Raw genomic sequence first — 20809 nt, forward strand, 5'->3', positions numbered from 1 at the left:
CTAGAAAATGCCAAAACGCCTAATAACAAAATAGAAAAGCAGTATAATCAGACGTTAAATACAATACTAATTATGCTAACTAAGCTAACTCTACATTAGCCTCATCAAAAAGTATAAATTTTACTTCTTGGAAGTCTGCTCCAAATAAGTGCTTTCAAATATTTTATCTGCATTTGCTGCTTCAAAGCCTTCCCTTCTATGCTCTCTTTGTATTTCATACTTATCTAAAAACTCAAATTCTGGCAATATAGAACGCTCAGCGAATTCCACATAACTGCCTGAAATTTTCATGGTTTCGTTATGGGCAAAAGTGGCATCTACCATTTCGGCTACCGAACTACTTTGGCGTAATAAACCGTCCTTACTGGTTTTTATTTTTCCACCAGAGGTATTAAGCACAATTCCCAATCCTTCTAAAAACTCATTAAATACTTCCAAAGAATTATATGGGGAAGGTAAGTCATGAACACTAATGGTGTAGTGATTTAAATAGTAACGATTGTAGATGACCCAAGCGGCATATTCGCTTTCTTCCGATAGTTGTTGAAAATGGGCTAACGTTGGCAACTTCCATAACGGCTGATAGAAAAAGTCACCAACTGCTTTTGTATCGTCCAAATCAATGGTATCTATAGGGTCTGTGTTGATGGCGTTGGTATATTCAGAAATGATACGTTGCGCTTTACTAGATAGGTCTTGTACTCTTAGCTCACTAATAAAAATTCTAGGATACTCCGGGCTTGGCGGTGCATACCAATAGGCATCTAGTTTTTTACCTGGAAAATAGTAGGAGTCCATTTTGGTGTATCCGTAGTGCAAAAATATCTTTTCAAAAGAAGAAATTCCCAAATTAGGAACACCTAAGGTACGAAAAGCAATATGATCATTAACGATTTCATCTTCATTAGAAATCATATCGGCATCGATCATTGCCTTGGAGATTTTTTCTACATCGGTAACGCTTTTTTTATAGGGAAGAAACAAAGCGGTCAACACTTTATCTAAAGAAGTATTTTGTTGAAAATTCATAGCTACCAGGTATTAAAACTAAATATTAGATATAATTATTTTACAAAGTTCTTACCTAATTTGACAATTAACAATTAACATTGTACGTTTATTGATAAGTATGACTAATCAATTAGAATTTAGACATCTCCACTATTTTTTGGTGTTGGCAGATACGTTACACTACCGTGAGGCGGCAGAGAAATTGTACATTTCACAATCTGCTCTGAGCCAACAAATACAGCGTTTAGAGTTTATTTTGGGAAAAAGTCTGTTTATACGCAACAATAGAAAGGTGCGTTTAAGTGCTGAGGGAATTCTTTTTAAACAAGAGGCTATGCTGATACAAAATCAGGCTACCGTTTCCATGGAACGTTGGAAATCTGCAGTTTCTGGAAAACAAGGATTGCTTAAAATTGGATTTGTAGGTTCTGCAATGCAAACATACTTGCCCACTATTATTAAGAAATTTACCGAAACGCACCCGAATATTGAATTTTACCTGAACGACCTTAGTAACACCGATCAGCTTTCTGCTTTGGAAGCAGGCAGAATTGATATTGGATTTATACGCTCTAATATTGTTCCCGCTACATTGAAAATCAAATCGGTCTTTAAAGAAAAATTCGCTTTGGTATTACCAAGAGATCATGCAATTTCTACATCTAATTTTAAGGATGTATCGCAATTGTCAGATGAGTCTTTCATCTTATTGCCTAACGAGAACAGTCAAATGTACTATGACCAAATTGTAGCACTTTGTAACGATTATGGATTTGCTCCTAAAATATCACATCGATCAATTCATGCCCCTACGATTTTTAAGCTAGTGGAAGGCGGATTGGGTATTTCTATAGTACCCAACTCCCTTAGGGATGACCACAATACTAAAATTAAATTCATTGAACTGAATAATGTACCTCAGGAAACCGAGCTGTTTGCCGTTTGGCCCCAAAAAAACACAAATTTGGCTTTACCCTTTTTTCTGGAGATGCTGTAAGGCAGTTCTATTCTAATAATACAACCTAAAATCTAACATTTTACAGACATTGTAATGTCTTTGGTGTAATTCTTCGACCACATCGAACATATTATCATTATGTTGTAGAAATGCAGAATTTTGCCTTTTAATCAACCTTCAAAAACTCCGGTAATACAACCTCTTCAATTTTAGCAATAGCTTCACTAACTGGTGTTTCAGATTTTCTGAGGTTGATAGCCATATGGTTGACTCCTACATTTTCATATGCTTTTAAATATTCGGTAAGATGGTTGATGCCCACGGTGCCACCAAAACGCTGTGGTTTAAAAGTAGCATTGTCGTCTTTAGACAGGTTTAAATGTATAGCCGAGATATAAGGCTTTGCTGCTTGGTCTTCATCGTATAAAGCATTACACCAGTATTTTCTGTTTTCTAAAGTTTCCGCTACCGGCCTTGGATAATTAAACCAAGCTTGTGCGTTTTTTGCTATCCAATTAATACTTTGTCCGGAATGACCAGCGATTACAAGTGGAATGTCTTTTTTCGGTTTAGGATAGACTTCTATACCGTTAGTTAAAAAATCGTATTTAGATTTTAAATTACTGTTTGTTTTCCAAGCTTCTTTAATAATGTCAAGATTGCTTTTAAAGATTTCAGGTCTTTTTTTATAGTCGATATTATACATTGGGAACTCCACAGGTCTGTCTCCCAAACCCAAGCCTAACAATAGTCTGCCATCACTTAAATTTTCTATGGTAGCAGCAGCTTTCGCTAATTTTATAGGTTGTTGTAATGGCAATACTATGGCAGCTGTACCCAACAAAATGTTTTTGGTAGCAGCAGCTAAATAGCCCAAATATGGAAGCGTATCGAATAATTGTGCACCATCGCCAAAGTTAGGGTCGTACACAGGAACATCTCGCATCCATAAAGCTGCGAATCCTGCTTCGTCAATTTGTTGTGCCAATGCTAAATGATTGGAGATATCTGGAACTCCAAAAGGTCTGTTGTCTTCCAAGCGTTTGCGATTTCCTTCGGTTGACCAATCGTTATCTAAAGGAAACTCTATACCAAGTGTCATTTTACCTGGTTTGTATAGTTTATCAAATGGATTCATATTGTGTGTTTTTTAAATTCATCAGGTATCTGTTAAGACACCTGATGAACAATGTGATTAAGCATTCCAGATACGATCTGCAGTGTATGGTCCGTTGTCAACTTCCCAAAATTTACCGTCAATAAAGCGATGTGCTTTGTCTAAATCTTTCAACAACGCCATATCTTCTTCGGTAAGCAAATGGTTTAAGGTCTCTAGGTTCTGAAGCAATCTCGCTTCATTAATAGATTTAGGAATTACTGCAATGCCTCGTTGTATTGTATATGCCAATGCGACTTGGGCAGGCGACATATGTCTTGCTTTGGCAATGTTTTTTATTGTGTCATTTTCCAACAAACGTAGTTTGGAATTTTCATCTACAAGCGAACCTAAAGGTGCGTATGCAGTTAGCAGAATATCGTTTTTTAAGCAGAATGATTGTAATGCTTCTTGCTGTAAAAACGGATGCATTTCTACCTGATTCATCTCTGGTTGATGCACAGCACTCGCTAGTATTTCTTTCAACTGATTTTCATTGAAATTGCTCACGCCAATATGTTTTGCAAGTCCTTCCTCTAAAGCAGCTTCCATCCCTTTCCAAGTATTGGTTAAAGGCACCTCTGATAATGGAATAAAATCAGATGCTTTTTCAGGCATTTCCGTTCCTTTTTTAAGAGCGACAGGCCAGTGGATAAGATACAGGTCTAGATACTCTAGTTGTAAATCTTCTAAAGTCTGGTTCAGTGCAGGAATCACATTATCTTCACCGTGAGAAGCATTCCATAATTTGGAAGTCACCCATAAATCTTCACGCGTAACCAAACCTTGTTTTATCGCATCGGCAATGGCATTACCTACTTCTTTTTCGTTTCCGTAAGCTGCAGCACAATCTATATGTCTGTATCCCATTTTTATTGCGGAAAGTACTGCATTGTACACTTCATTAGGTTCAGATCTAAAAGTTCCTAAGCCTAAAATTGGCATTTCGTCGTTATTTCTAAATTTTAATGTAGTCATTAGTTATAATTTATATTTTTTCTTTTTTGAATAAAACTAGGGTCAACAAGAATCCCACAATCACTAAAATACCCCCTACCCAAGGTGTCGCTTCAATACCTAAGCTCGATTCTACAACCATTCCGCCTACATAAGCACCAATAGCAATACCAACGTTAAAAGCTGCAATGTTTAAGGCAGATGCTACGTCTTCTGTTCCTGGTAGGTATTTTTCCGCCATTTTTACGACATACAATTGTAATGCCGGTACGTTTGAAAACGCTAGGATTCCCATAAAAAATAGGGTTACGATGGCAAAAATCTGACTAGAAGCGGTGAAGTATAATACAAACAATACTATAGCTTGTAAAGCAAACATTACCAATAAGGCTTTTCCTGGTTTGTTGTTAGAGACTTTACCACCTATGATATTTCCAATTGCGATGGCAATACCATAAATTAAAAGGAATATACTGGTCATATTTGAAGAGAAACCCGTTACTTCCTCCAACAAAGGAGTTAAATAGGTAAAGGTTACAAATGTACCACCATAACCAAATGCAGTAATGGCTAACACCAATAAAATAGACGGATTCTTAATCACTTTTAATTGGTCTATAAGACGTAATGGCGCTGATTGTTTAATGTTTTTAGGAACCAAAGCCAAACTAGCTATTGCACCTACTAATCCTAATAAAGCAACACCTATAAAGGTTGCTCTCCATCCAAAATTCTGACCGATGTATGTCCCTAAAGGCACACCAGTTACAATAGCAACAGTAAGACCAGCAAACATTATAGAAATGGCAGTAGCCCTTTTATCTTTTGGCACTAAACTAGCTGCGATTGTAGACCCGATAGAGAAAAACACACCGTGTGCAAAACCTGTTACCACTCTTGATAATAGCAACAACTCAAAACTTGGTGAGATAGCTGCTAATCCGTTACCAATGATGAAAAGCAACATAATACCCATTAATAATTGTTTTCTAGGGATTTTACCTGTTAAGGCAGTTAATATGGGTGCACCAATGGCAACACCAATGGCGTACAGACTTACTAATAACCCTGCTGATGTTAATGAGGTGCCTAGGTCACTTGCAACTGTAGATAATAAACCTACAATTACAAATTCCGTTGTTCCTATGGCAAATGCACTTATGGTCAATGCCCATAATGCTGCTGGTAGACTTTTCTTTTTGGCTACCGTAGTATCTCTATGTATTGTTGATGTTTCCATAATTTCAATTCTTTTTGTTATTGTTATTTAATGGCAACAGGATTTATTTGTACTTGTGTAGAACCTTCATATAAAGGGTGACCTAATACAAAAAGGAATTCCCAAGCTTTATCTTCTACCAACTCATCTACAAGAATGTTTTCCAATACTTGTACACCGTACTCGGTTGCCATCATTTGATTTACAGGAAAAGAAAGTTCGCTGTTTTCGTGTGGTACCGCTTCAAAAGACCAGTTATCTGCACCTGCTGCTACAATTCCTTTTTTACCTAAGTAATGTGCAGCTTCAGTACCAATTCCAGGTCCGCCAGCTAGGTAACGTTTGTCATCTTTACCCATTAATTTTGTCCATCCTGTATAAAACAAAACCACATCACCTTTACGGATTTCAATGCCTTGTTTTTTGGCTACTTTTTCAATATCTTCTACTGTAAAAACAGTACCTTCTTTTACAATGTCTTGATTGTAATATGAGCGCATATCCAATACAATACCTCTAGTTACAATTGGAGGTAATTTTTCTAGACCTAATTTTTTTACACCAGAAACGGTTAAAAAATCTTCTACTTTATGTCCGTTATAATGCACATTGTCTCTACCGTAGTGTGCCAATCCATTTATTTGAGATCCAACACCTGTCCAACCAATTAACTGGTCATCTACATAAGTGAATTTGTTAGAACCTGCAGCAGCAGTTTCTGGTTGTAAAGTTTCAATATGAAAGTATCTGTGACGGAAAGCTGCGGTTTGCGCATTTACAACCATTCCTAGGCGATATACTTTTCCTTTCTTAACCAATTTTACGGCATCTAAAACCGTTTCTTCATTCAAAAGGTTAAGAGCACCAATTTCATCGTCTGCACCATAAGGTGATGTTGGTACTTGTTGTGCGTTTGTAGTTAAAGCAGTAAAAAGTGTAGCTGCTAACGCCATTGTTTTTAATGTATTTACTATTGTTTTCATTTTAATATGTTTTTAAATTTCTTATACAAATTTTCGATTAATGCAGGGTGTGTGCGAGGATATACATCACCATTTTAAAGTGATGTATGTCACATTTTAATTTTGATCATACATCACCTTGTTTATAATTTTATTTAATCTTGAAGCTTCATTTTTAATACCAAGTATGGCGGTTTACTAGCATCTTTTCCTTCATTTAACAAAGGCAGATTATGAAGCTGATTTGCTACGATATACAAGTAGTTTCCGTGTATAGCAACACCATCTGGCCAAGACAGGTCTTTTTTAGATTGTGCAATGGTTTTCATTCCAGCAGGCGTACTTTCTACAATGGCTGAATTTTCAACATCGGTTACATATACTTTTCCGTTTGCACCCACTTTAAATCCGTCAGATTTTGGTTTGTTGGCATAAAACTCGATGTAATTATTTAGGTCGCTATCTTGCTTACTTTCATCAGCTAAAACAGCAGACGGAATACGGTAGATTTTGGTGTTTCCCATTGCACCATAGTAGATATACTTGTTTTCGTCATCTATAGAAATTGGATTTAAAGGATATCTTGGCTGAATGGTAGTACCATCTTTTCTTTTATGAGAGACCAATCTTCCGTGAATTTTCACTGGTTCATCTGCCGACAAAAATGAAGCATTCCCTTCCAGAACTCGTCTTATATAACCTGTTTCTAAGTTAATCACGACAAAAGCAGGTGCAATTGGCGGATTTAAAGCATCGGTCATATCTGCAATTACCGCAATGTTGTTTTTCACATCAATCACAAAATCCTGTAAAAAAGGTTTTGTTGACAATACCGTATTCGGAATAGGAAAAACCTTTGTTACATTACCGGTTACCAAATCAAAACCCACCAATTTTGGAACCTGATTTTGTTTCACATTACCCATATCCAACACCCAAAGTATTCCGTTAGCATCGGCTTGTATTCCGATAGTTGAATTGATACCTTTTATACTTCCGTTTTCTGGTTTTACAATCCATTCTTTATCTCCAAAAGGAATAGCTTCTCCATTAGGTAAAATTTCTTTCACCATATACTTTGAAGCACTTAAGGCACTCATTGTTACAAATATTCTTCCGTCGTTAGACACCGTTATATTTCCTGGTCTTGATTCTGGAAATGTTGCTATCGTTTCTAATTGTGCTTGTGCTAATAGTGTAAAATTCATTACAAGTGCGAACAAGACTGTTTTTATAATTGTTATTGTTTTCATCGTTATTATTTATAAAAGTGAATATGATTTAATTAGTTGCCTAAAAATTTCTTTTGGGTTGAAGGGTCTACCCAGATTACATCGCTTGGGTCTCTGGCAATGGCATCAAAAACGAGTACGTCTAACGGACCTTCTAAAATTTTTCCGTTTCCGTGTGCTGTACCTTTGCCCCAAAAAAGTAAGTCGCCTTTTCCTGCAACAACAGGACCTTTATCGGCAACATAAAATTCTGCTTTGCCATTTAAAATATAGAGGTAAGCATCAGATTTTGCGTGGTAGTGCATAGGCACTTCGTCATACAACCTAAAGATTCTTACACCTGCGTGTTCACGATCTAATAATCTGATGTCTTTGATGATACCATTATGACTTTTAGGTAGTAGTGTTACGTATTCATCAATATTAATAATACCGTAGGCGTTACCCATTAAGGGTCTTTTGTTTTCTTGCGCATAGGCATTAAAACCTATGGCAATTACCGTAAATAATAGAAAAAGTGTTCTTGTAGTTTTCATAGTACATTGTATTTAATTGTTCGATACAAAATTCTATGAAAACCAAGGGGTGTGCGAGGACATACATCACGGATTTTTTGTGATGTATATCAATTTTGAAAAGTGATTCAGGTCACTTTTAGCTGTTAAAACGACTTAAAGTCTCTCTGGATACGCCTAAATAGGAAGCGATTAATTTTTTAGGAACGCGTTGTATTAATTTTGGAAGTTTGTTTAATAGGTACTCATACCTATTTTCTGCAGTCATTGTAAGCAAAGACAAGATTCTTTGTTGCAAATTGATATAACCGTGGTTTGATTTAATTCTGAAGAAGTTGGCAACAGCAGGTACTTCAAAACAAATCTTTTCCCTGTTCTCTAAAGACAAACAGAAGAACTCAGAATCTTCAAGGCAGTCCACAAAAATGGTTCCCGGTTCTTGATGTTGAAAAGCACAATGGTCACTCACCCAATAGTCTTCCATAGCAAATTGAAGAATGTGTTCTTTGCCTTTTTCGTCTATGGAATATGCTTTTACCAAACCTTTGATAATCCAATATTCAAAGTCTACAGGCTGCCCAACTTGTATTAAAAATTGGTGTTTTTTAAGACTTTTAAATTCAAAGTGTGATTGTACAAAGTTCCACTCCTCATCAGTTAAAGAAACGATTTCCTCAAAATGTTGTCTTAGTAACTGTAACTTGTCTTCCATAAAACAAAAATACTTTTCTTTAATAAATACCCAAGTAAAATAATCACCCTAGTTATTGATAACTAAAGCAAACTGATAATAAAGTAAAATTAGTATTTATATGCTCGGCGCTCTTACTGAATTAATAATACAACCTAAAATCCAACATTTTACAGATATTGTAATGTCTTTGGTGTAGCTCCTCTACCACATCGAACATATTATCATCTTCTTTGAAAAGATTAAAAAAGGCTTTATCTAGGTTGGCACTGCTAACGCCGTTGAAAGCATTACCATAGCCAGAGACAGCTTTTGCGTTGGTGATGTCCAAAAAATACTGGGCTTCATCCTCGTCCAAATCTAGAATTTTGGCATTGGAGAAATGCAGGATCTTGCCTTTTAATCGGCCTTCAAAAATCTCTGCAATTTCCTGTAAGGTGTAATAGTAATCGTTTAGGCAAATACTATTGGCTTCACCATGCATGACCAAATAGATTATTTCATAATCCTTAAAATTATGATCATCTAAGACTATTTGTTATCATTTTGCTTTGCTAATTCAAACTCCTTTGTTCTTTTTATCTGTTCTTCGAGATTCCATTCAAAATCAAATCTATTCTTCAGGAATATAGCAATTGAATCGAGTCCGATTTCGGTTCTTCTTTTATCTATATTTTCAGGTTCAAAAACCGGCCATAGATTAAAACTCTTGGTTTCTGGGTAGTATTTCATCTGTCCTCCATAGATTTGTAAATCTCCTCGTTCTGTTGCAATTCTGTCTTCTGCTCTAACCAAAAAACGAGGTTCTAATTTTTTTTCTTTTACAGCCTGTCTCATAATGGGTAGATATTGAATTCGAACTTTATTGTCTGAATGTTGAATAACGTTGCAAATGGTCCAATTTCCTCGCTCTCCAGCAATTTCTTTTGTTGGCCAGCCATATGTGTCAAGAATATCTTTTACTTTTTTTTCATTGATTATGTGATTTTTATCAATAAGCAATTGCTTTTCTTTCACTAATTCAGAGTCGACACCATATATAGAAATTAATGAATCTCTAGATCTAATCGGATTCTGCTCTGTTGCCCAAATGGTGTCAAGAACGGCAATAAAGTTTTGTTGATTTTTTGAAGTTGTCGATGTTCCTTTCGACTTCGTTGTATTGGAACAACTCATCGTTATTAGTAAACTAAATAATACTATATATTTCATTGGTTTTAACTATTGATTAGTTTGATTAAGTCTTAATGCATTAATGATTGTGGCATCAACCCAAAAAATATCTACATTTGCAAAATCGTCTGTACCTACATTTCTACTAAAGAAAAGGTATTTACCATCTGGGGTTATACTTGCAGAAGCTTCCCACGCGTTGGTGTTTATTTTATCACCTAAATTGATACTATTGCCCCAACTACCATCTTTTTGTTTAAAACTGATATAAATATCAGCATCTCCGAAACCATCTTCTCTTTCAGCATCAAATAATATATAAGATTCATCTGGGGCAATAAAAGGATGGCTTAAAAAAGTTCCTGTATTTATAGATTTGGGTAATGCTTTGGGCTCTTCGTGTTTACCATTAATTAAACGTGAATAGCGAATTGGAAAGGTAGGATCGTTCTCCTTATAGGTGTCAAAATAATATGTACCGTTCGAAGAAGATGAAAGCCTCATAATATACATAGAATCATTACTTACCGTAGGCGGCTCAAGGCTTTGTAATTCTGACCATCCAGATTCTGTTCTTTTTAGATACTTGTCACCTAAATGCATGGTTTCACCATCTGGAGCTATTACCGGTCTTCCAATCCATGGAGATGCTATTTCAGATTTTTCCCATTTTCCGTTCGTTTCATTGTATTTGTATTCATAAAAAGCTGATTTTTTATGTTCTTCTCCTCTTCTTATAAAATAAAATGCTTTCATATCTTTGGAGAATGCACCATCGTACTCATAAATTTCTGTAGACACAAGACCTGGAGCAAATGGTATGGGAGTTAAACCCGGTGGCTTTTGACCTAAGTATGCGTTTTTAAACGTTGGTGTAATATGATTATTTGTATGCTCTGATTCAGTTTTACAAGCATACAGCAAAGCAAACAATATAAGTGTCGATATAAAATAGGTTTTCTTCATTTTTAAGCTCTATTTTGGTTTTGCTTGAACACTTTAAAACTAGTAATAAATAGGGTAATAAGATGTTATTCAGAATTTTAAATAATTACGATCTTATGTATTCAACTAAGGATGTATCTGGTTTGCGAATCATGGATGTTTACATAATTGTCAATTAAGAAATGTAAACTTTCAGTATCCGTTGCGTCTGCTTTTGGATAATCTAAAATTCCACCATAAACTATAAACGCTATGATGTAGATTAATCCGAGAGAAATGGAACAGAACCCACCTATTTTTTGTAATGTTTTTGTATTCATTAGCAATGCTTACATATGAATAGGTTGTAATGCTTAGAACCAACTAAACCCTACACCTATATTAAAGAGTACAGCGTCTCTATGTGCGTCACCACTTAACGATGCACGACCAAGAACTAATTTAGACTGCAGATTAAGTGCAAAGTTTTTCTTTTTGTAAATTTCGTAACCTGTACTTGCCATTACAGCACAACCAAAGTTCCAATCGTCATTTACATTGTCTTCAATATCATATAGTGCTGGCGAATCTACAGCTAGACCTATTCCTCCATGTATCCACCAACGATCTTTTACCCAGTATTGTAGCGATGGAACAAAAGCTCCAAAATGCCTGTCATTATCCTGAAACTTATATATGTTCCCAGGCATTGCGGCAGTAATGGCAAGATTTTCATTTAACATATAGCCAAACTTTAAATCTGGAAATACAAAAGTTCCTTGAGATTTGTCGAAAGTTTGAAAACCGGCACTATCTTCTAAACTGATAATACCTCCTCCTACTGCAAATTCAAAGATAAAACCCTCCCTTTGTGTTGTTCCGGTATTTGTGTTCTGCGCGTATGTAATACTAGTTATTAATACAAAGGCTACACAAGCTATTTTTGATACGATTTGATTTTTGATTAATAACATTTTAATTTTTTTCATGATTGTTCGTTTTTTGATTAATGATTGATGATTTCTTTTTTAATGAAACTCTATAATGATATAGAGTTTCATACTGCAAATGTCTATTAGCTTTAGGTAAATATTAAACACGAATTACTGAACTGTTAAATAATAGGGATGAATTGTTCTGATGCTAGCATTATAGTAAATTTCTAAAATGAAGTTATTATTTTACAGACGCTGGCTTAACACTTTCAAATAAATCAGTTGCCAAATACTGTAGCGAATCTGGCGTAACTTTTCTGAAATAACCTATAAGATCTTCGCTTGTGGCATATCGGTTTGTATTTGTTTTGAGTATCCTATTGGTAGTGTTCCAGTCCTCTAGAAAATGGCTCAGGGCTTTGTTTACTTGTCCCTCTCCTACTACTTTTTAAAATTGATACATGTTAATGGTGCCTTTGGCATAATAGACATCATCTTGATTTTCAACCAAAGCTAGTGCAGGTTACCCTAGTTAATGATAACTAAAGCAAACAGAGAATAAAGAAAAATTAGTGTGTATACACTTGTTGCTATCGTCAACTCTAATAATACAACCTAAAATCCAACATTTTACAGATATTGTAATGTCTTTGGTGTAGCTCCTCTACCACATCGAACATATTATCATCTTCTTTGAAAAGATTAAAAAAGGCTTTATCCAGGTTGGCACTGCTAAAGCCGTTGAAAGCATTACCATAGCCAGAGACAGCTTTTGCGTTGGTGATGTCTAAAAAGTACTGGGCTTCATCCTCGTCCAAATCTAGAATTTTGGCATTGGAGAAATGCAGGATCTTGCCTTTTAATCGGCCTTCAAAAATTTCCGCAATTTCCTGTAAGGTATAATAATAATCGTTTAGGCAAATACTATTGGCTTCGCCATGCATGACCAAGTAGATTATTTCATAATCCTTAAAATTATGATCATCTAACACCAGTGCGTTTAGACTGTCTTCCAGACCTTCAATAGTATCGCATGTTTTATAAATACTTGCAATACCATATTTCATGGCCAGTTGTTCTAAGCTTTGTTGCGCTTCGGTCAGCAATTCATTTTCTATATCATCGACACCTTCTAAACAGTATATGAAATGGTCTTCATCTGTTAATTGGGTTTGGGGTAATTGTCGTCTATTTTCTAGCAAGCTTTTGTATTATTTGGGGTGTATGAAATACAAAATTACAGCAACTGTTGTATTCTTTTTAGCGTTTTTGGGATAAATATGGCTTGTTATGCATAGTGCTTCCCTCCCATTTGTACCTCGTTTTGTTAATAACCCATATTAGCCCAAAAAGCTATTCTTGAATAGCATCTAAAAATGGATGCATATCTAATAGCTCAATATCATCGCGCTTTCGAAGTTCCCTTAAAAACCAACCTTTATGGCCTGCACCATAGGTGATTAAAATTCGTTTACCTTGGTAGCGGTGCTTTTCAAGAGCCTTTTCTATATTCCAATAATGAGCAATATTTATATTTTCCCAACCACCAAGACCTAGTTCTTCATTAAACAGCTCATTATAGGTCTGCAATCCAATATCTTGAATGCTATCATATGTATTGGTATGGATAAAATAAGGGTCATTTACCTTGCCACTTGCTTTGTATAAAGAATCTGTACGTTCATTAGCGGCAACGTATGCCGTCCAATCTGCTGTTCTAGAAATATCTTGACGTATCGCTCTAAGTTTATTTCCACGTTCATCTGCCATGATCTTAGTCCAACCAGCGGTAGGGATAATTTCAAAATCTATGGTTTTGGATAGCGGAAAAACAACATCTACATATTCAGGAAAACGCATGGTACGCGGCTCAGAAATACTATCGTCTCTTTTAAACCCGTCATAGGCAGCTTTAAAACGATTAGGAGGAATTTCGGTTAATATGTAATCTGGATCAATGTTCTTAATTAATCTTTTTAGGTAGTTGGTAGTATAAACGCTATCTGTAAGATGTCCGCCGTGAATAGTTCCTAAAACCAATACTTCGTTTTTTACTTTTTTAAAGGCATCCTCTTTTTTGTCGGCTTGCTTGCAACTAATAATGGATAAAAGTAACGCGCATAGTATATGAAAATAGATGGTTGGCTGTCTCATTAGGTGTTGAAGATATAATTAAATCTGCTTTAAAAAGTTCTTTACGGCTTTCCAATAGCTATCGTTATCATCAAATTTCTCCCATAAAGCTCGCGAACCATGATTTCCTGCCGTTGCCGGTACATAGGTTACTTTTCTTGTAGTTGGTATCGCTTGGTTTATGGCGGCCCAATTATCCTGTTCGTTTTGAGCGGAAGTAATAAACGTAGGTACTTTAATGTGTGCGGCACTATTTTTTATGAAATCGTCTTTGCCAAAATATTCTCCGGGAGAAAATGCCATGACGGCATGTATACTATCTGGATAGTCTCCCGCATATTTAAGTACCAGAGAAGAAGTATAAGAACTGCCCCAAATAATGATTTTCTTTGAGGAATATGCTTTTTTAACATAAGCTACGGTTGCTTCAATATCTTGAAAAGCATCTAGGTATGTGGTCTCCTTTCCTGCCGCTACGGCTCTTTTATTGGTCTGGTTGGTAACGGAATTTATCGCTCCACCAGAACGTTGGTCAATTGCCAAGCAATTATAACCCAAAGTGTTTAGTTTGGGTGCTATTTCTTTATATTCTCCACGGCTCCACCCTGCTTGATGAAAAAGGAGTATAAAGGTTTCGCTCCCTTTGGCTTCATAATAATCTGCAGTAATCAGTAAACCGTCTTTAGAAGGAAAGTCTATAGTTTTCTGAGCGAACATGAAAATGGAACTTAAGCTTAAAACAAAGGAGAAAATCGTTTTCATAAATAGTGTTGTTGGTTATATGAGTATGAGTCTGCCTTTAGGGTATTTGCTTACATGTAGTGGTGACTATATATTTTTAATTTTATAGATAAAGTGTATTTGTTTTGGGATGGTGTAGTATAAAATTAAAGCACTGATTTGTTTTTACGTGTTTTTGGCTGTACAGTGCGTTGTATGAAATAGTGCTTCCCACCTATTGACAGTTCTTGAAATTTTATTAGTGTTACAAATTTTTGCCTTTAGGTTTCAATGTACGATAACCAAGTATGATCAAGACTACTATTAAAACCATAAAATAAATACTGGTAGCACTACTTTTAATAATTGAAAATATACTGGTGAGATGTACAGAAGTTTCCGTAACCGTTGGGTAGGCATTCAGCATAGTAACAATACCAATGTTTTCAAAATAATCTGCTATACCGGCAATTACAGGTAAAAGACACAGATATAGGTAGTTTCGGTTTAGTCCAGGTAGTTTCTTTAGGAAATATGCTAGAACTGCTGCATAAGAAATACCAAAGAGTAATGGGTAAATCATATCAACAGGAATTTGTTTGGTAAGATACATTTGGCGACCGGTATTTCCTAGTGTTTGCAAAAGGGTGTTTACATAATTTAAATCATATCCAGCGGGCATCATATCTAATAATTGTAATCCGTTAGAGAAAGTCATTGTTGCCGGTATGGTAACTAAAAGCATATACGCATAAACGATATTGGTTAACAAGAAAAGCACCAGAACCTTTTTCCCTGATCGTTGTTTTTCTAACTGTTTAATGATTCTTCCCATTTTTCTAATCTTTAATTAATTTTCTTTCGATGAACTATAGATAACGGGCATCTGCCCCTTCCATGTACTCCATAAGTTTTTGTCATTGATAAGGCTAGCCATAAAATGAGCGACATTGATACGGCTAACTTTACCGGCATTAAATATAGCGCTACGCTTGGGTGAAGGAAAAATTTCATAATCACTTACTTTTTCTTCGTTAATTAATGCGTCCGGTCTTACGGCTACCCATTCAATGGCTGTATTGTTTTGTCCAATTTGCGTTCTTAAATAATCTGCCGCCTTTTCATTATCTACATGAGGAGGAAGTAGTACGCGAAGCAAACCGATTACGCATTTTTGGGTGAAAGAAATCCGTTCGTCCAAATCACGATTTCGATTACCGGTCGTATTCATTAGAACAAACTTTGTAGTACGTTCTAAATTATTGGATTCTATGGCATTGCATAAACGTTTGGTAGCATCGGCAACCAATCTTCTAGGTTGACCGTAGATACCTTTCCAGGTTAAATTGTGTCCTAGGCACGATGCCACTGCATGGCAATCGCTTACCAAATCTTGCATTTCGGTTTCGGTAAGGTCTAATATACTTGCTATAATCATTTGAAGATGCGCATTGTTCTTCCATGATTCAGGGAGTTTATGGGGAGAACGAACAACAACTTTTACGGAGTGCTGTTGCAAAAGAAGTTGCGCTACCAATTGACTACCTGTGGCACCACTAGCGCCGACCACTAAAACTTTCATATTGATTGATGGATTGATTGATGACTTGTCTGTAGGACGATGAAAAACTATAATTGTTACATGTTCAAGTGTGTAATCATATAATTTTGAGATAGTTATAAGATTATGGTGTTATTATCCTTTACGTAGTATTTTAACCACTCTGCTATGAGTTATTTGTAGTAAATTCCATTGATAGCCTTCAAAATCGGTTGTATTCATGAATTGAACAACCACGGCATCAATATCTTTATGGTATTCAGCCAGACATTGGTATCCGGCAGCCAGACCACCGTGATTAAATTCATACAGTGACGTGTAGATTTCCATTTCTTGCTCATTGAGTAAGGTACCGTTGTTCAACGCCCTTAAGAAGGTGCCAACATCTGCTGCGGTAGCCAGCATCATGCCATTGTCCTCATATTTAAAATCTTCATCGATACCCACATAATAACCGCTCATTACATCATCTATGTTTACTTCGCTAAGCGATCCGTAGGTATGGTTAAGCCCTAAAGGAATCAGTATTTCTTGTTTAAAATAATCTTGACGACTACCGCCTGTTACTTGCTCTATAACTCTAGAAAGTAATAGGTAATTGGTATTGGAGTAGCCATAATCCTTGTTGGGTTCAAATTCCGCTGGCAAATGGAGAGCATATGTAAGTACATCTGTATTGGTGTTCGGTTGATTTTTCCAATAGTCTGGATTATCGGTAAAATTGGGGATGCCGCTACGGTGCTGAACCATCATTCGCAATGTGATTTTATCGGCATTTTCAATACTACCTATAAGCTCTGGAAAATAATCGGAAAGCGGTTGGTCCAAATCTATTTGGTTCTCATATGCTAATCTAGTGATTGCAACCGCAACGTATAACTTGCTGATACTAGCTATTTTGAACAGAGCATTAGGTTTGGCAGGTATTTGCTGTGCTTTATTGTGGTACCCAGCGGTATAGAATGCCGGTGGTTTGCCCGCTTCATCAACATACACGATTACTCCGTCAAAACCATGGCTTAACGTTTGGTCTACTTGCTCTTGAACCGTATTGGGCAATGGTAAAATCCATGCTTTTACTAAAATCCATGGGACGAACCATAAAGAAATGAACGTGCTGACAAATAAAATTATTCTGAAAATCTGTTTGTTCTTACTGACTTTAGGTTGGGCATTTTCCATGATGCATTGCTTTGGTTTGATTGATGATACAAACTTACAGCGTAACAGTAAAGAAATAAATTACGAATTACCGAAATGTATATTATTGAGGATGAATTGAATACTATTGGTTCAATATAAGTAAACCAAATTTAAAAGGATGGCAGTTAGTATATAGCGGAGTAAGTACGTTTTAAAAATTTTGAACAAAAAAAATAGCGCAGAAATGCGCTATTTTTTGTTTTACTATTATTAAGAATTCTACAACCCCGCTAATTTGAACTGCGTAACAAAATCATCATCAATATCTTTGTAGCTATCGGTACAATATATATGGTCAATAGTTTCTTTGAGTTCATCAAAACCATAGTTGAATTGGGCGTGGGTAACATATAAATAAACCTCTGCGGCACCTTGCTGTTTTAACGCTTCCGCCAAGAATTTGAATGTTCTGCCTCCATCGGCTAGATCATCAACAATTAAGCATTGTTTGCCCTTTACATCACCTTGAATACTAATTACCGGAGCACCATCTACTCGTACTTTATTGGACGGTACCAAATCGGCATTCAATTTTTCAGCAATTTCATGGGTGGTTTTATACGCACCAGCATCGGGACTCACCAATACAGGGTTACCAATGTGCGTGAAAGCCTTTTCAACGTAATCTACATGAGATATTTTTTTGGAATTATCAATTAGCGCCAATGAAATAGGACTGTGCGGATGTAAAATAGCCACGGAGTCGAATTTCATATCATTGATAAACTTACAAATCACCCTTAAATCAAACGATTCTCCTTTATTGAATCGCCTATCCGAACGCTGCCCTATCAGACAAAAGATAGTGAGTTTGGCAAAGGCTGTTTTGTTGGTGGCATTTTCTGCATCCCAGGCTTCTTTAATGACAGCAGCTTTAAACAAATCTTCGTAGCTGTTACCTCTAATTTTTATATGAATATCCCCGCCTTCAATGATTTTGGCAGTTACTTGTCCGTCTTTAAATCTTTTGCTTTCGTATTTCATGTGTTAATTCTTGTTGTTGAAATTATCAATTTCCTGTTTCAAAATATGATTTGAGTTTCCGTAGCTTACAATGCTCACATCTAAAGGCGTTTTTCTAAATTTCTCTAGCGCTTTGAACATTGATTCTAATATCCAATCTAGATCATTACCAAAAGCACCACCGCCTACCAAGGTTAAAAAGACCTTGTTTGACTTGTTGTTTTTTAGATTTAATAATGCCGTGTATAATGTGGCTTCATAAGTAGCCTCTAAAATTATTCTAGCAAAATTTTCCCAATAATAAGACTCGATATGAGAATATGCTACAGGTAGTGCAGCACAATATATTTGAGATACTATCTGTTTTTCATCCGTTAAGGTAACTTCTGTATTCCATTGTATTCCTACCTTTAGTTTACCTTTTAATTTCTCTCTTTGGGCATCTGTAAAGCATCCTAACTGCTTATTAATACTGAGCAAGCCTTCTTGACTTAAAATAGTATAACCGTTCGTCATTTTCCATAATTGGAGCTCTTGATTATGAAGCTCTTTACCGATTTCATCTAAACAATCAATTTGATAGGTACCCGTTTGCCCAATTTGGTTTTCAATAGGCACAAAATAGTTTCTATAAATGGTGCCTGCACCACAAGCTATGGCGCACGCCGGTCCTTGGGTAAAGTCATTTTCGTAAATACCAACTCCCGCTTTAGGCGAAACCTCAGGACCAACCATTTCCAATAAATTAAATTGAGAGGCTGCTTGAAATAGTGCATTTGCATTATTTGGATCGCAATGTACTTTTTGAATATCAGCCACCAATTCTGAGACCTTTATTTGGTTAGAAGTGTCTACCTGTAAATCTTGTTTTCTTAGTTCTTCTAAAGAGGAAACATCTAGTTTTCCGAATTGAAAGGATCGATTATTGATTTTAGAAATTAAATGCTTTCCATCAATACTGATATGATCACGTACATTACTAGGTGATAATTCTACAAATCCTGTCAATTCTTCAAACCACATGATAAGATATTTTTAAAGATTGCTATTGATACGGTCTCTTATCTCCTGTATATTCACCTGGTTTACAAATTTCCCGTTTTCATAGATTACTTGTAACTCGCCCGTATTTTCTTCTTGAGGAGTCACTTTGTCTACCAATACATATTCACCATTTTGTAATTCTACTTTTACCAATCCCTTTGCAGATTTTTTAACACCGTCATCGGTAATAGGATCTTTGAAAATTTCCCTACGCTCACCATTTACCACTACAGAAGTTGCTTTCATGGCAAAACCAAACGTATCTCTTGTATTAAATTGGTAAGTAAACGATCCAATACCCAATACCACGTTAGTTGTGGCAAAGCCTTTATCGCTTAAGCGTTGACAGATAGCCTCTGCCCTTTCAGTGGTAATACTATCACCGTAAATAGCGCCAATATGTGCATCTAGCACTTTATAACCCTGTTCGTTTACGGTACCTCCAAAAATATCCCAAAGTAGCTCCACTACCCCTTTTTCTTTAGGAGTGTTGCTACCAAGCTCACGAGACTCGCCACAAATGATATCTACAGGATCGCCGCTATCTGGTCTGATCACTAATTTGCCATCTCTAGAAAGTACCTCTTCTTTAAGTTTTGGAAGGTATTCGGTCAATACCTTCCATAGATCCCACGTATCACTAACCACGGATAAAATGCCCGTTGGGTAGGTTTGCATTAGGGTTCTGAACGTTCCAATTTCATCATCTTTGGTACCAGCACACATAACGGAGTGTTCGGTAGCATTTACAGAGCCTACCACAAAACCTTCAGCTTTGTAATAGTTACGTAGGCTACTAATGACCGGTAAGGTATCTGACCCCAAAAATACAGATGCATGCCCCATACCAGATGATATAGCACTTTGCAGACCGCCCATACCTCTCATGGAAAAATCGTGTCCCTGAAAATCGATGAAAGCCAAGTTGTCCTTATCGGTCTTTAAGGTCCATTTTTTAAAAATTCGTTTGTAACACAAAGCAATAGATGCAGATGTCATTGGCTGCCAAAGCATGGTAGATAAAATGGTCTCTAGGAAATTGGTGATCCAGTAGAATTTTTTATCCGTGTTCACAACGGTAACCATGGGAACCCTTACAGGTACTTCTACCCCTTCTATGATAGATTTTACTTTAATGGGCAAGTATTGAAGATCGTGTAGTTCCTCATAATGCGTAACATCATAATCGGTACCCAAATACAACGACAGCTCTTCTTTCAATTCATTACAAACCTGAGCTTTTGGTTTGGAAAAGAAGTTATCTTGAAAATAATCATGTAACCATTGAAAAACATATTGTTGCCCAAAAGAAACTACTTTGTCGCACCCTTTGGGAGCGTATTTGTTGCTTCTTGGTGTCCAGTTAGAATATACTTCTTCTGTACCTTTAGGGTATTGTTGGTGGTGTCCTGTTTTGTATCCGTCGGTTAATAATAGTCCGTTCATAATCAT

Annotated in this window: 22 protein-coding genes and 1 pseudogene; 1 reads left to right on the forward strand and 22 read right to left on the reverse strand. The window is 36.2% G+C overall.

Going from position 1 to position 20809, the window contains the following annotated elements:
• Window positions 1-120: 120 nt before the first annotated feature.
• Window positions 121-1029, reverse strand: coding sequence for a DUF1338 domain-containing protein (locus VBZ51_RS10955; protein WP_416576942.1), 909 nt, complete (start codon window positions 1027-1029; stop codon window positions 121-123).
• 100 nt (window positions 1030-1129) lie between these two features.
• On the opposite strand from VBZ51_RS10955, the gene VBZ51_RS10960 reads away from it, so the two are divergent.
• Window positions 1130-2008: a LysR family transcriptional regulator gene (locus VBZ51_RS10960; RefSeq protein ID WP_416576943.1), complete on the forward strand. Its 879-nt coding sequence runs from the start codon at window positions 1130-1132 to the stop codon at window positions 2006-2008.
• A 12-nt stretch (window positions 2009-2020) separates the two neighbouring features.
• Here VBZ51_RS10960 and VBZ51_RS10965 read toward each other — a convergent pair whose 3' ends face one another.
• From VBZ51_RS10965 to VBZ51_RS11065, 21 genes and pseudogenes are all read right to left on the reverse strand, one after another.
• Window positions 2021-2143 (reverse strand): DUF6642 family protein, encoded by a 123-nt coding sequence (locus tag VBZ51_RS10965; RefSeq protein ID WP_416576944.1) that lies wholly within the window; start codon window positions 2141-2143, stop codon window positions 2021-2023.
• Window positions 2136-3107: a TIGR03571 family LLM class oxidoreductase gene (locus VBZ51_RS10970; RefSeq protein WP_416576945.1), complete on the reverse strand. Its 972-nt coding sequence runs from the start codon at window positions 3105-3107 to the stop codon at window positions 2136-2138. Before VBZ51_RS10970 ends, VBZ51_RS10965 begins: the two co-directional genes overlap by 8 nt.
• Window positions 3108-3164: 57 nt before the next feature.
• Entirely contained in the window at window positions 3165-4103 is a 939-nt protein-coding gene (locus tag VBZ51_RS10975; protein ID WP_416576946.1) for an aldo/keto reductase, read from the reverse strand.
• Window positions 4104-4113: 10 nt separating this feature from the next.
• Complete coding sequence (locus tag VBZ51_RS10980) at window positions 4114-5322, reverse strand: MFS transporter (protein WP_099192950.1); 1209 nt, start codon at window positions 5320-5322, stop codon at window positions 4114-4116.
• Window positions 5323-5345: 23 nt separating this feature from the next.
• Entirely contained in the window at window positions 5346-6284 is a 939-nt protein-coding gene (locus VBZ51_RS10985) for a cyclase family protein (protein ID WP_339724293.1), read from the reverse strand.
• A 134-nt stretch (window positions 6285-6418) separates the two neighbouring features.
• Window positions 6419-7516, reverse strand: coding sequence for an L-dopachrome tautomerase-related protein (locus VBZ51_RS10990; RefSeq protein ID WP_416576947.1), 1098 nt, complete (start codon window positions 7514-7516; stop codon window positions 6419-6421).
• 32 nt (window positions 7517-7548) lie between these two features.
• Window positions 7549-8031, reverse strand: a complete 483-nt coding sequence (locus VBZ51_RS10995) for a cupin domain-containing protein (protein WP_416576948.1) — start codon at window positions 8029-8031, stop codon at window positions 7549-7551.
• 118 nt (window positions 8032-8149) lie between these two features.
• On the reverse strand, window positions 8150-8722 hold the full coding sequence (locus VBZ51_RS11000) for a Crp/Fnr family transcriptional regulator (RefSeq protein WP_416576949.1): 573 nt from the start codon (window positions 8720-8722) through the stop codon (window positions 8150-8152).
• 121 nt (window positions 8723-8843) lie between these two features.
• Window positions 8844-9236 (reverse strand): annotated as a pseudogene (locus tag VBZ51_RS11005) (DUF6642 family protein); the annotation flags it as partial.
• Window positions 9233-9913, reverse strand: coding sequence for a DUF6624 domain-containing protein (locus VBZ51_RS11010; protein ID WP_416576950.1), 681 nt, complete (start codon window positions 9911-9913; stop codon window positions 9233-9235). The pseudogene VBZ51_RS11005 and the gene VBZ51_RS11010, both read right to left, overlap by 4 nt.
• A 9-nt stretch (window positions 9914-9922) precedes the next feature.
• Window positions 9923-10840 carry a hypothetical protein gene (locus tag VBZ51_RS11015; RefSeq protein ID WP_348427387.1) on the reverse strand — a complete coding sequence of 306 codons (918 nt, stop codon included), beginning with the start codon at window positions 10838-10840 and terminating at the stop codon, window positions 9923-9925.
• A gap of 332 nt (window positions 10841-11172) precedes the next feature.
• Window positions 11173-11787 (reverse strand): hypothetical protein, encoded by a 615-nt coding sequence (locus VBZ51_RS11020; protein ID WP_245188827.1) that lies wholly within the window; start codon window positions 11785-11787, stop codon window positions 11173-11175.
• A 548-nt stretch (window positions 11788-12335) separates the two neighbouring features.
• Window positions 12336-12935 (reverse strand): DUF6642 family protein, encoded by a 600-nt coding sequence (locus tag VBZ51_RS11025; protein WP_416576951.1) that lies wholly within the window; start codon window positions 12933-12935, stop codon window positions 12336-12338.
• Between the two features lie 151 nt (window positions 12936-13086).
• Window positions 13087-13887 carry a hypothetical protein gene (locus tag VBZ51_RS11030; protein WP_416576952.1) on the reverse strand — a complete coding sequence of 267 codons (801 nt, stop codon included), beginning with the start codon at window positions 13885-13887 and terminating at the stop codon, window positions 13087-13089.
• 18 nt (window positions 13888-13905) lie between these two features.
• On the reverse strand, window positions 13906-14628 hold the full coding sequence (locus VBZ51_RS11035) for an alpha/beta hydrolase (RefSeq protein WP_416576953.1): 723 nt from the start codon (window positions 14626-14628) through the stop codon (window positions 13906-13908).
• 223 nt (window positions 14629-14851) lie between these two features.
• Window positions 14852-15421, reverse strand: a complete 570-nt coding sequence (locus tag VBZ51_RS11040; RefSeq protein WP_416576954.1) for a hypothetical protein — start codon at window positions 15419-15421, stop codon at window positions 14852-14854.
• A 15-nt stretch (window positions 15422-15436) separates the two neighbouring features.
• Entirely contained in the window at window positions 15437-16168 is a 732-nt protein-coding gene (locus tag VBZ51_RS11045; RefSeq protein ID WP_416576955.1) for an NAD(P)-dependent oxidoreductase, read from the reverse strand.
• Between the two features lie 114 nt (window positions 16169-16282).
• Window positions 16283-17329, reverse strand: a complete 1047-nt coding sequence (locus VBZ51_RS11050) for a serine hydrolase domain-containing protein (RefSeq protein ID WP_416576956.1) — start codon at window positions 17327-17329, stop codon at window positions 16283-16285.
• A 240-nt stretch (window positions 17330-17569) separates the two neighbouring features.
• The gene (locus tag VBZ51_RS11055; protein WP_416576957.1) at window positions 17570-18334 is read right to left on the reverse strand and encodes a phosphoribosyltransferase family protein; all 765 of its coding nucleotides are present in this window, start codon (window positions 18332-18334) and stop codon (window positions 17570-17572) included.
• A gap of 3 nt (window positions 18335-18337) precedes the next feature.
• Window positions 18338-19336: a hypothetical protein gene (locus tag VBZ51_RS11060; protein WP_416576958.1), complete on the reverse strand. Its 999-nt coding sequence runs from the start codon at window positions 19334-19336 to the stop codon at window positions 18338-18340.
• Window positions 19337-19348: 12 nt separating this feature from the next.
• Window positions 19349-20803, reverse strand: coding sequence for a nicotinate phosphoribosyltransferase (locus tag VBZ51_RS11065; protein ID WP_416576959.1), 1455 nt, complete (start codon window positions 20801-20803; stop codon window positions 19349-19351).
• Window positions 20804-20809: the final 6 nt, after the last annotated feature.

This window comes from Maribacter sp. HS (assembly GCF_048059195.1).
Taxonomy (GTDB): domain Bacteria; phylum Bacteroidota; class Bacteroidia; order Flavobacteriales; family Flavobacteriaceae; genus Maribacter; species Maribacter dokdonensis.

Excerpts from the sequence above, each read along its gene's own strand:
- VBZ51_RS10955 (WP_416576942.1), bottom strand. The coding sequence starts at position 1,029 with ATGAATTTTCAACAAAATACTTCTTTAGATAAAGTGTTGACCGCTTTG.
- VBZ51_RS10960 (WP_416576943.1), top strand. The coding sequence starts at position 1,130 with ATGACTAATCAATTAGAATTTAGACATCTCCACTATTTTTTGGTGTTG.
- VBZ51_RS10970 (WP_416576945.1), bottom strand. The coding sequence starts at position 3,107 with ATGAATCCATTTGATAAACTATACAAACCAGGTAAAATGACACTTGGT.
- VBZ51_RS10975 (WP_416576946.1), bottom strand. The coding sequence starts at position 4,103 with ATGACTACATTAAAATTTAGAAATAACGACGAAATGCCAATTTTAGGC.
- VBZ51_RS10980 (WP_099192950.1), bottom strand. The coding sequence starts at position 5,322 with ATGGAAACATCAACAATACATAGAGATACTACGGTAGCCAAAAAGAAA.
- VBZ51_RS10985 (WP_339724293.1), bottom strand. The coding sequence starts at position 6,284 with ATGAAAACAATAGTAAATACATTAAAAACAATGGCGTTAGCAGCTACA.
- VBZ51_RS10990 (WP_416576947.1), bottom strand. The coding sequence starts at position 7,516 with ATGAAAACAATAACAATTATAAAAACAGTCTTGTTCGCACTTGTAATG.
- VBZ51_RS10995 (WP_416576948.1), bottom strand. The coding sequence starts at position 8,031 with ATGAAAACTACAAGAACACTTTTTCTATTATTTACGGTAATTGCCATA.
- VBZ51_RS11000 (WP_416576949.1), bottom strand. The coding sequence starts at position 8,722 with ATGGAAGACAAGTTACAGTTACTAAGACAACATTTTGAGGAAATCGTT.
- VBZ51_RS11010 (WP_416576950.1), bottom strand. The coding sequence starts at position 9,913 with ATGAAATATATAGTATTATTTAGTTTACTAATAACGATGAGTTGTTCC.
- VBZ51_RS11015 (WP_348427387.1), bottom strand. The coding sequence starts at position 10,840 with ATGAAGAAAACCTATTTTATATCGACACTTATATTGTTTGCTTTGCTG.
- VBZ51_RS11020 (WP_245188827.1), bottom strand. The coding sequence starts at position 11,787 with ATGAAAAAAATTAAAATGTTATTAATCAAAAATCAAATCGTATCAAAA.
- VBZ51_RS11030 (WP_416576952.1), bottom strand. The coding sequence starts at position 13,887 with ATGAGACAGCCAACCATCTATTTTCATATACTATGCGCGTTACTTTTA.
- VBZ51_RS11035 (WP_416576953.1), bottom strand. The coding sequence starts at position 14,628 with ATGAAAACGATTTTCTCCTTTGTTTTAAGCTTAAGTTCCATTTTCATG.
- VBZ51_RS11040 (WP_416576954.1), bottom strand. The coding sequence starts at position 15,421 with ATGGGAAGAATCATTAAACAGTTAGAAAAACAACGATCAGGGAAAAAG.
- VBZ51_RS11045 (WP_416576955.1), bottom strand. The coding sequence starts at position 16,168 with ATGAAAGTTTTAGTGGTCGGCGCTAGTGGTGCCACAGGTAGTCAATTG.
- VBZ51_RS11050 (WP_416576956.1), bottom strand. The coding sequence starts at position 17,329 with ATGGAAAATGCCCAACCTAAAGTCAGTAAGAACAAACAGATTTTCAGA.
- VBZ51_RS11055 (WP_416576957.1), bottom strand. The coding sequence starts at position 18,334 with ATGAAATACGAAAGCAAAAGATTTAAAGACGGACAAGTAACTGCCAAA.
- VBZ51_RS11060 (WP_416576958.1), bottom strand. The coding sequence starts at position 19,336 with ATGTGGTTTGAAGAATTGACAGGATTTGTAGAATTATCACCTAGTAAT.
- VBZ51_RS11065 (WP_416576959.1), bottom strand. The coding sequence starts at position 20,803 with ATGAACGGACTATTATTAACCGACGGATACAAAACAGGACACCACCAA.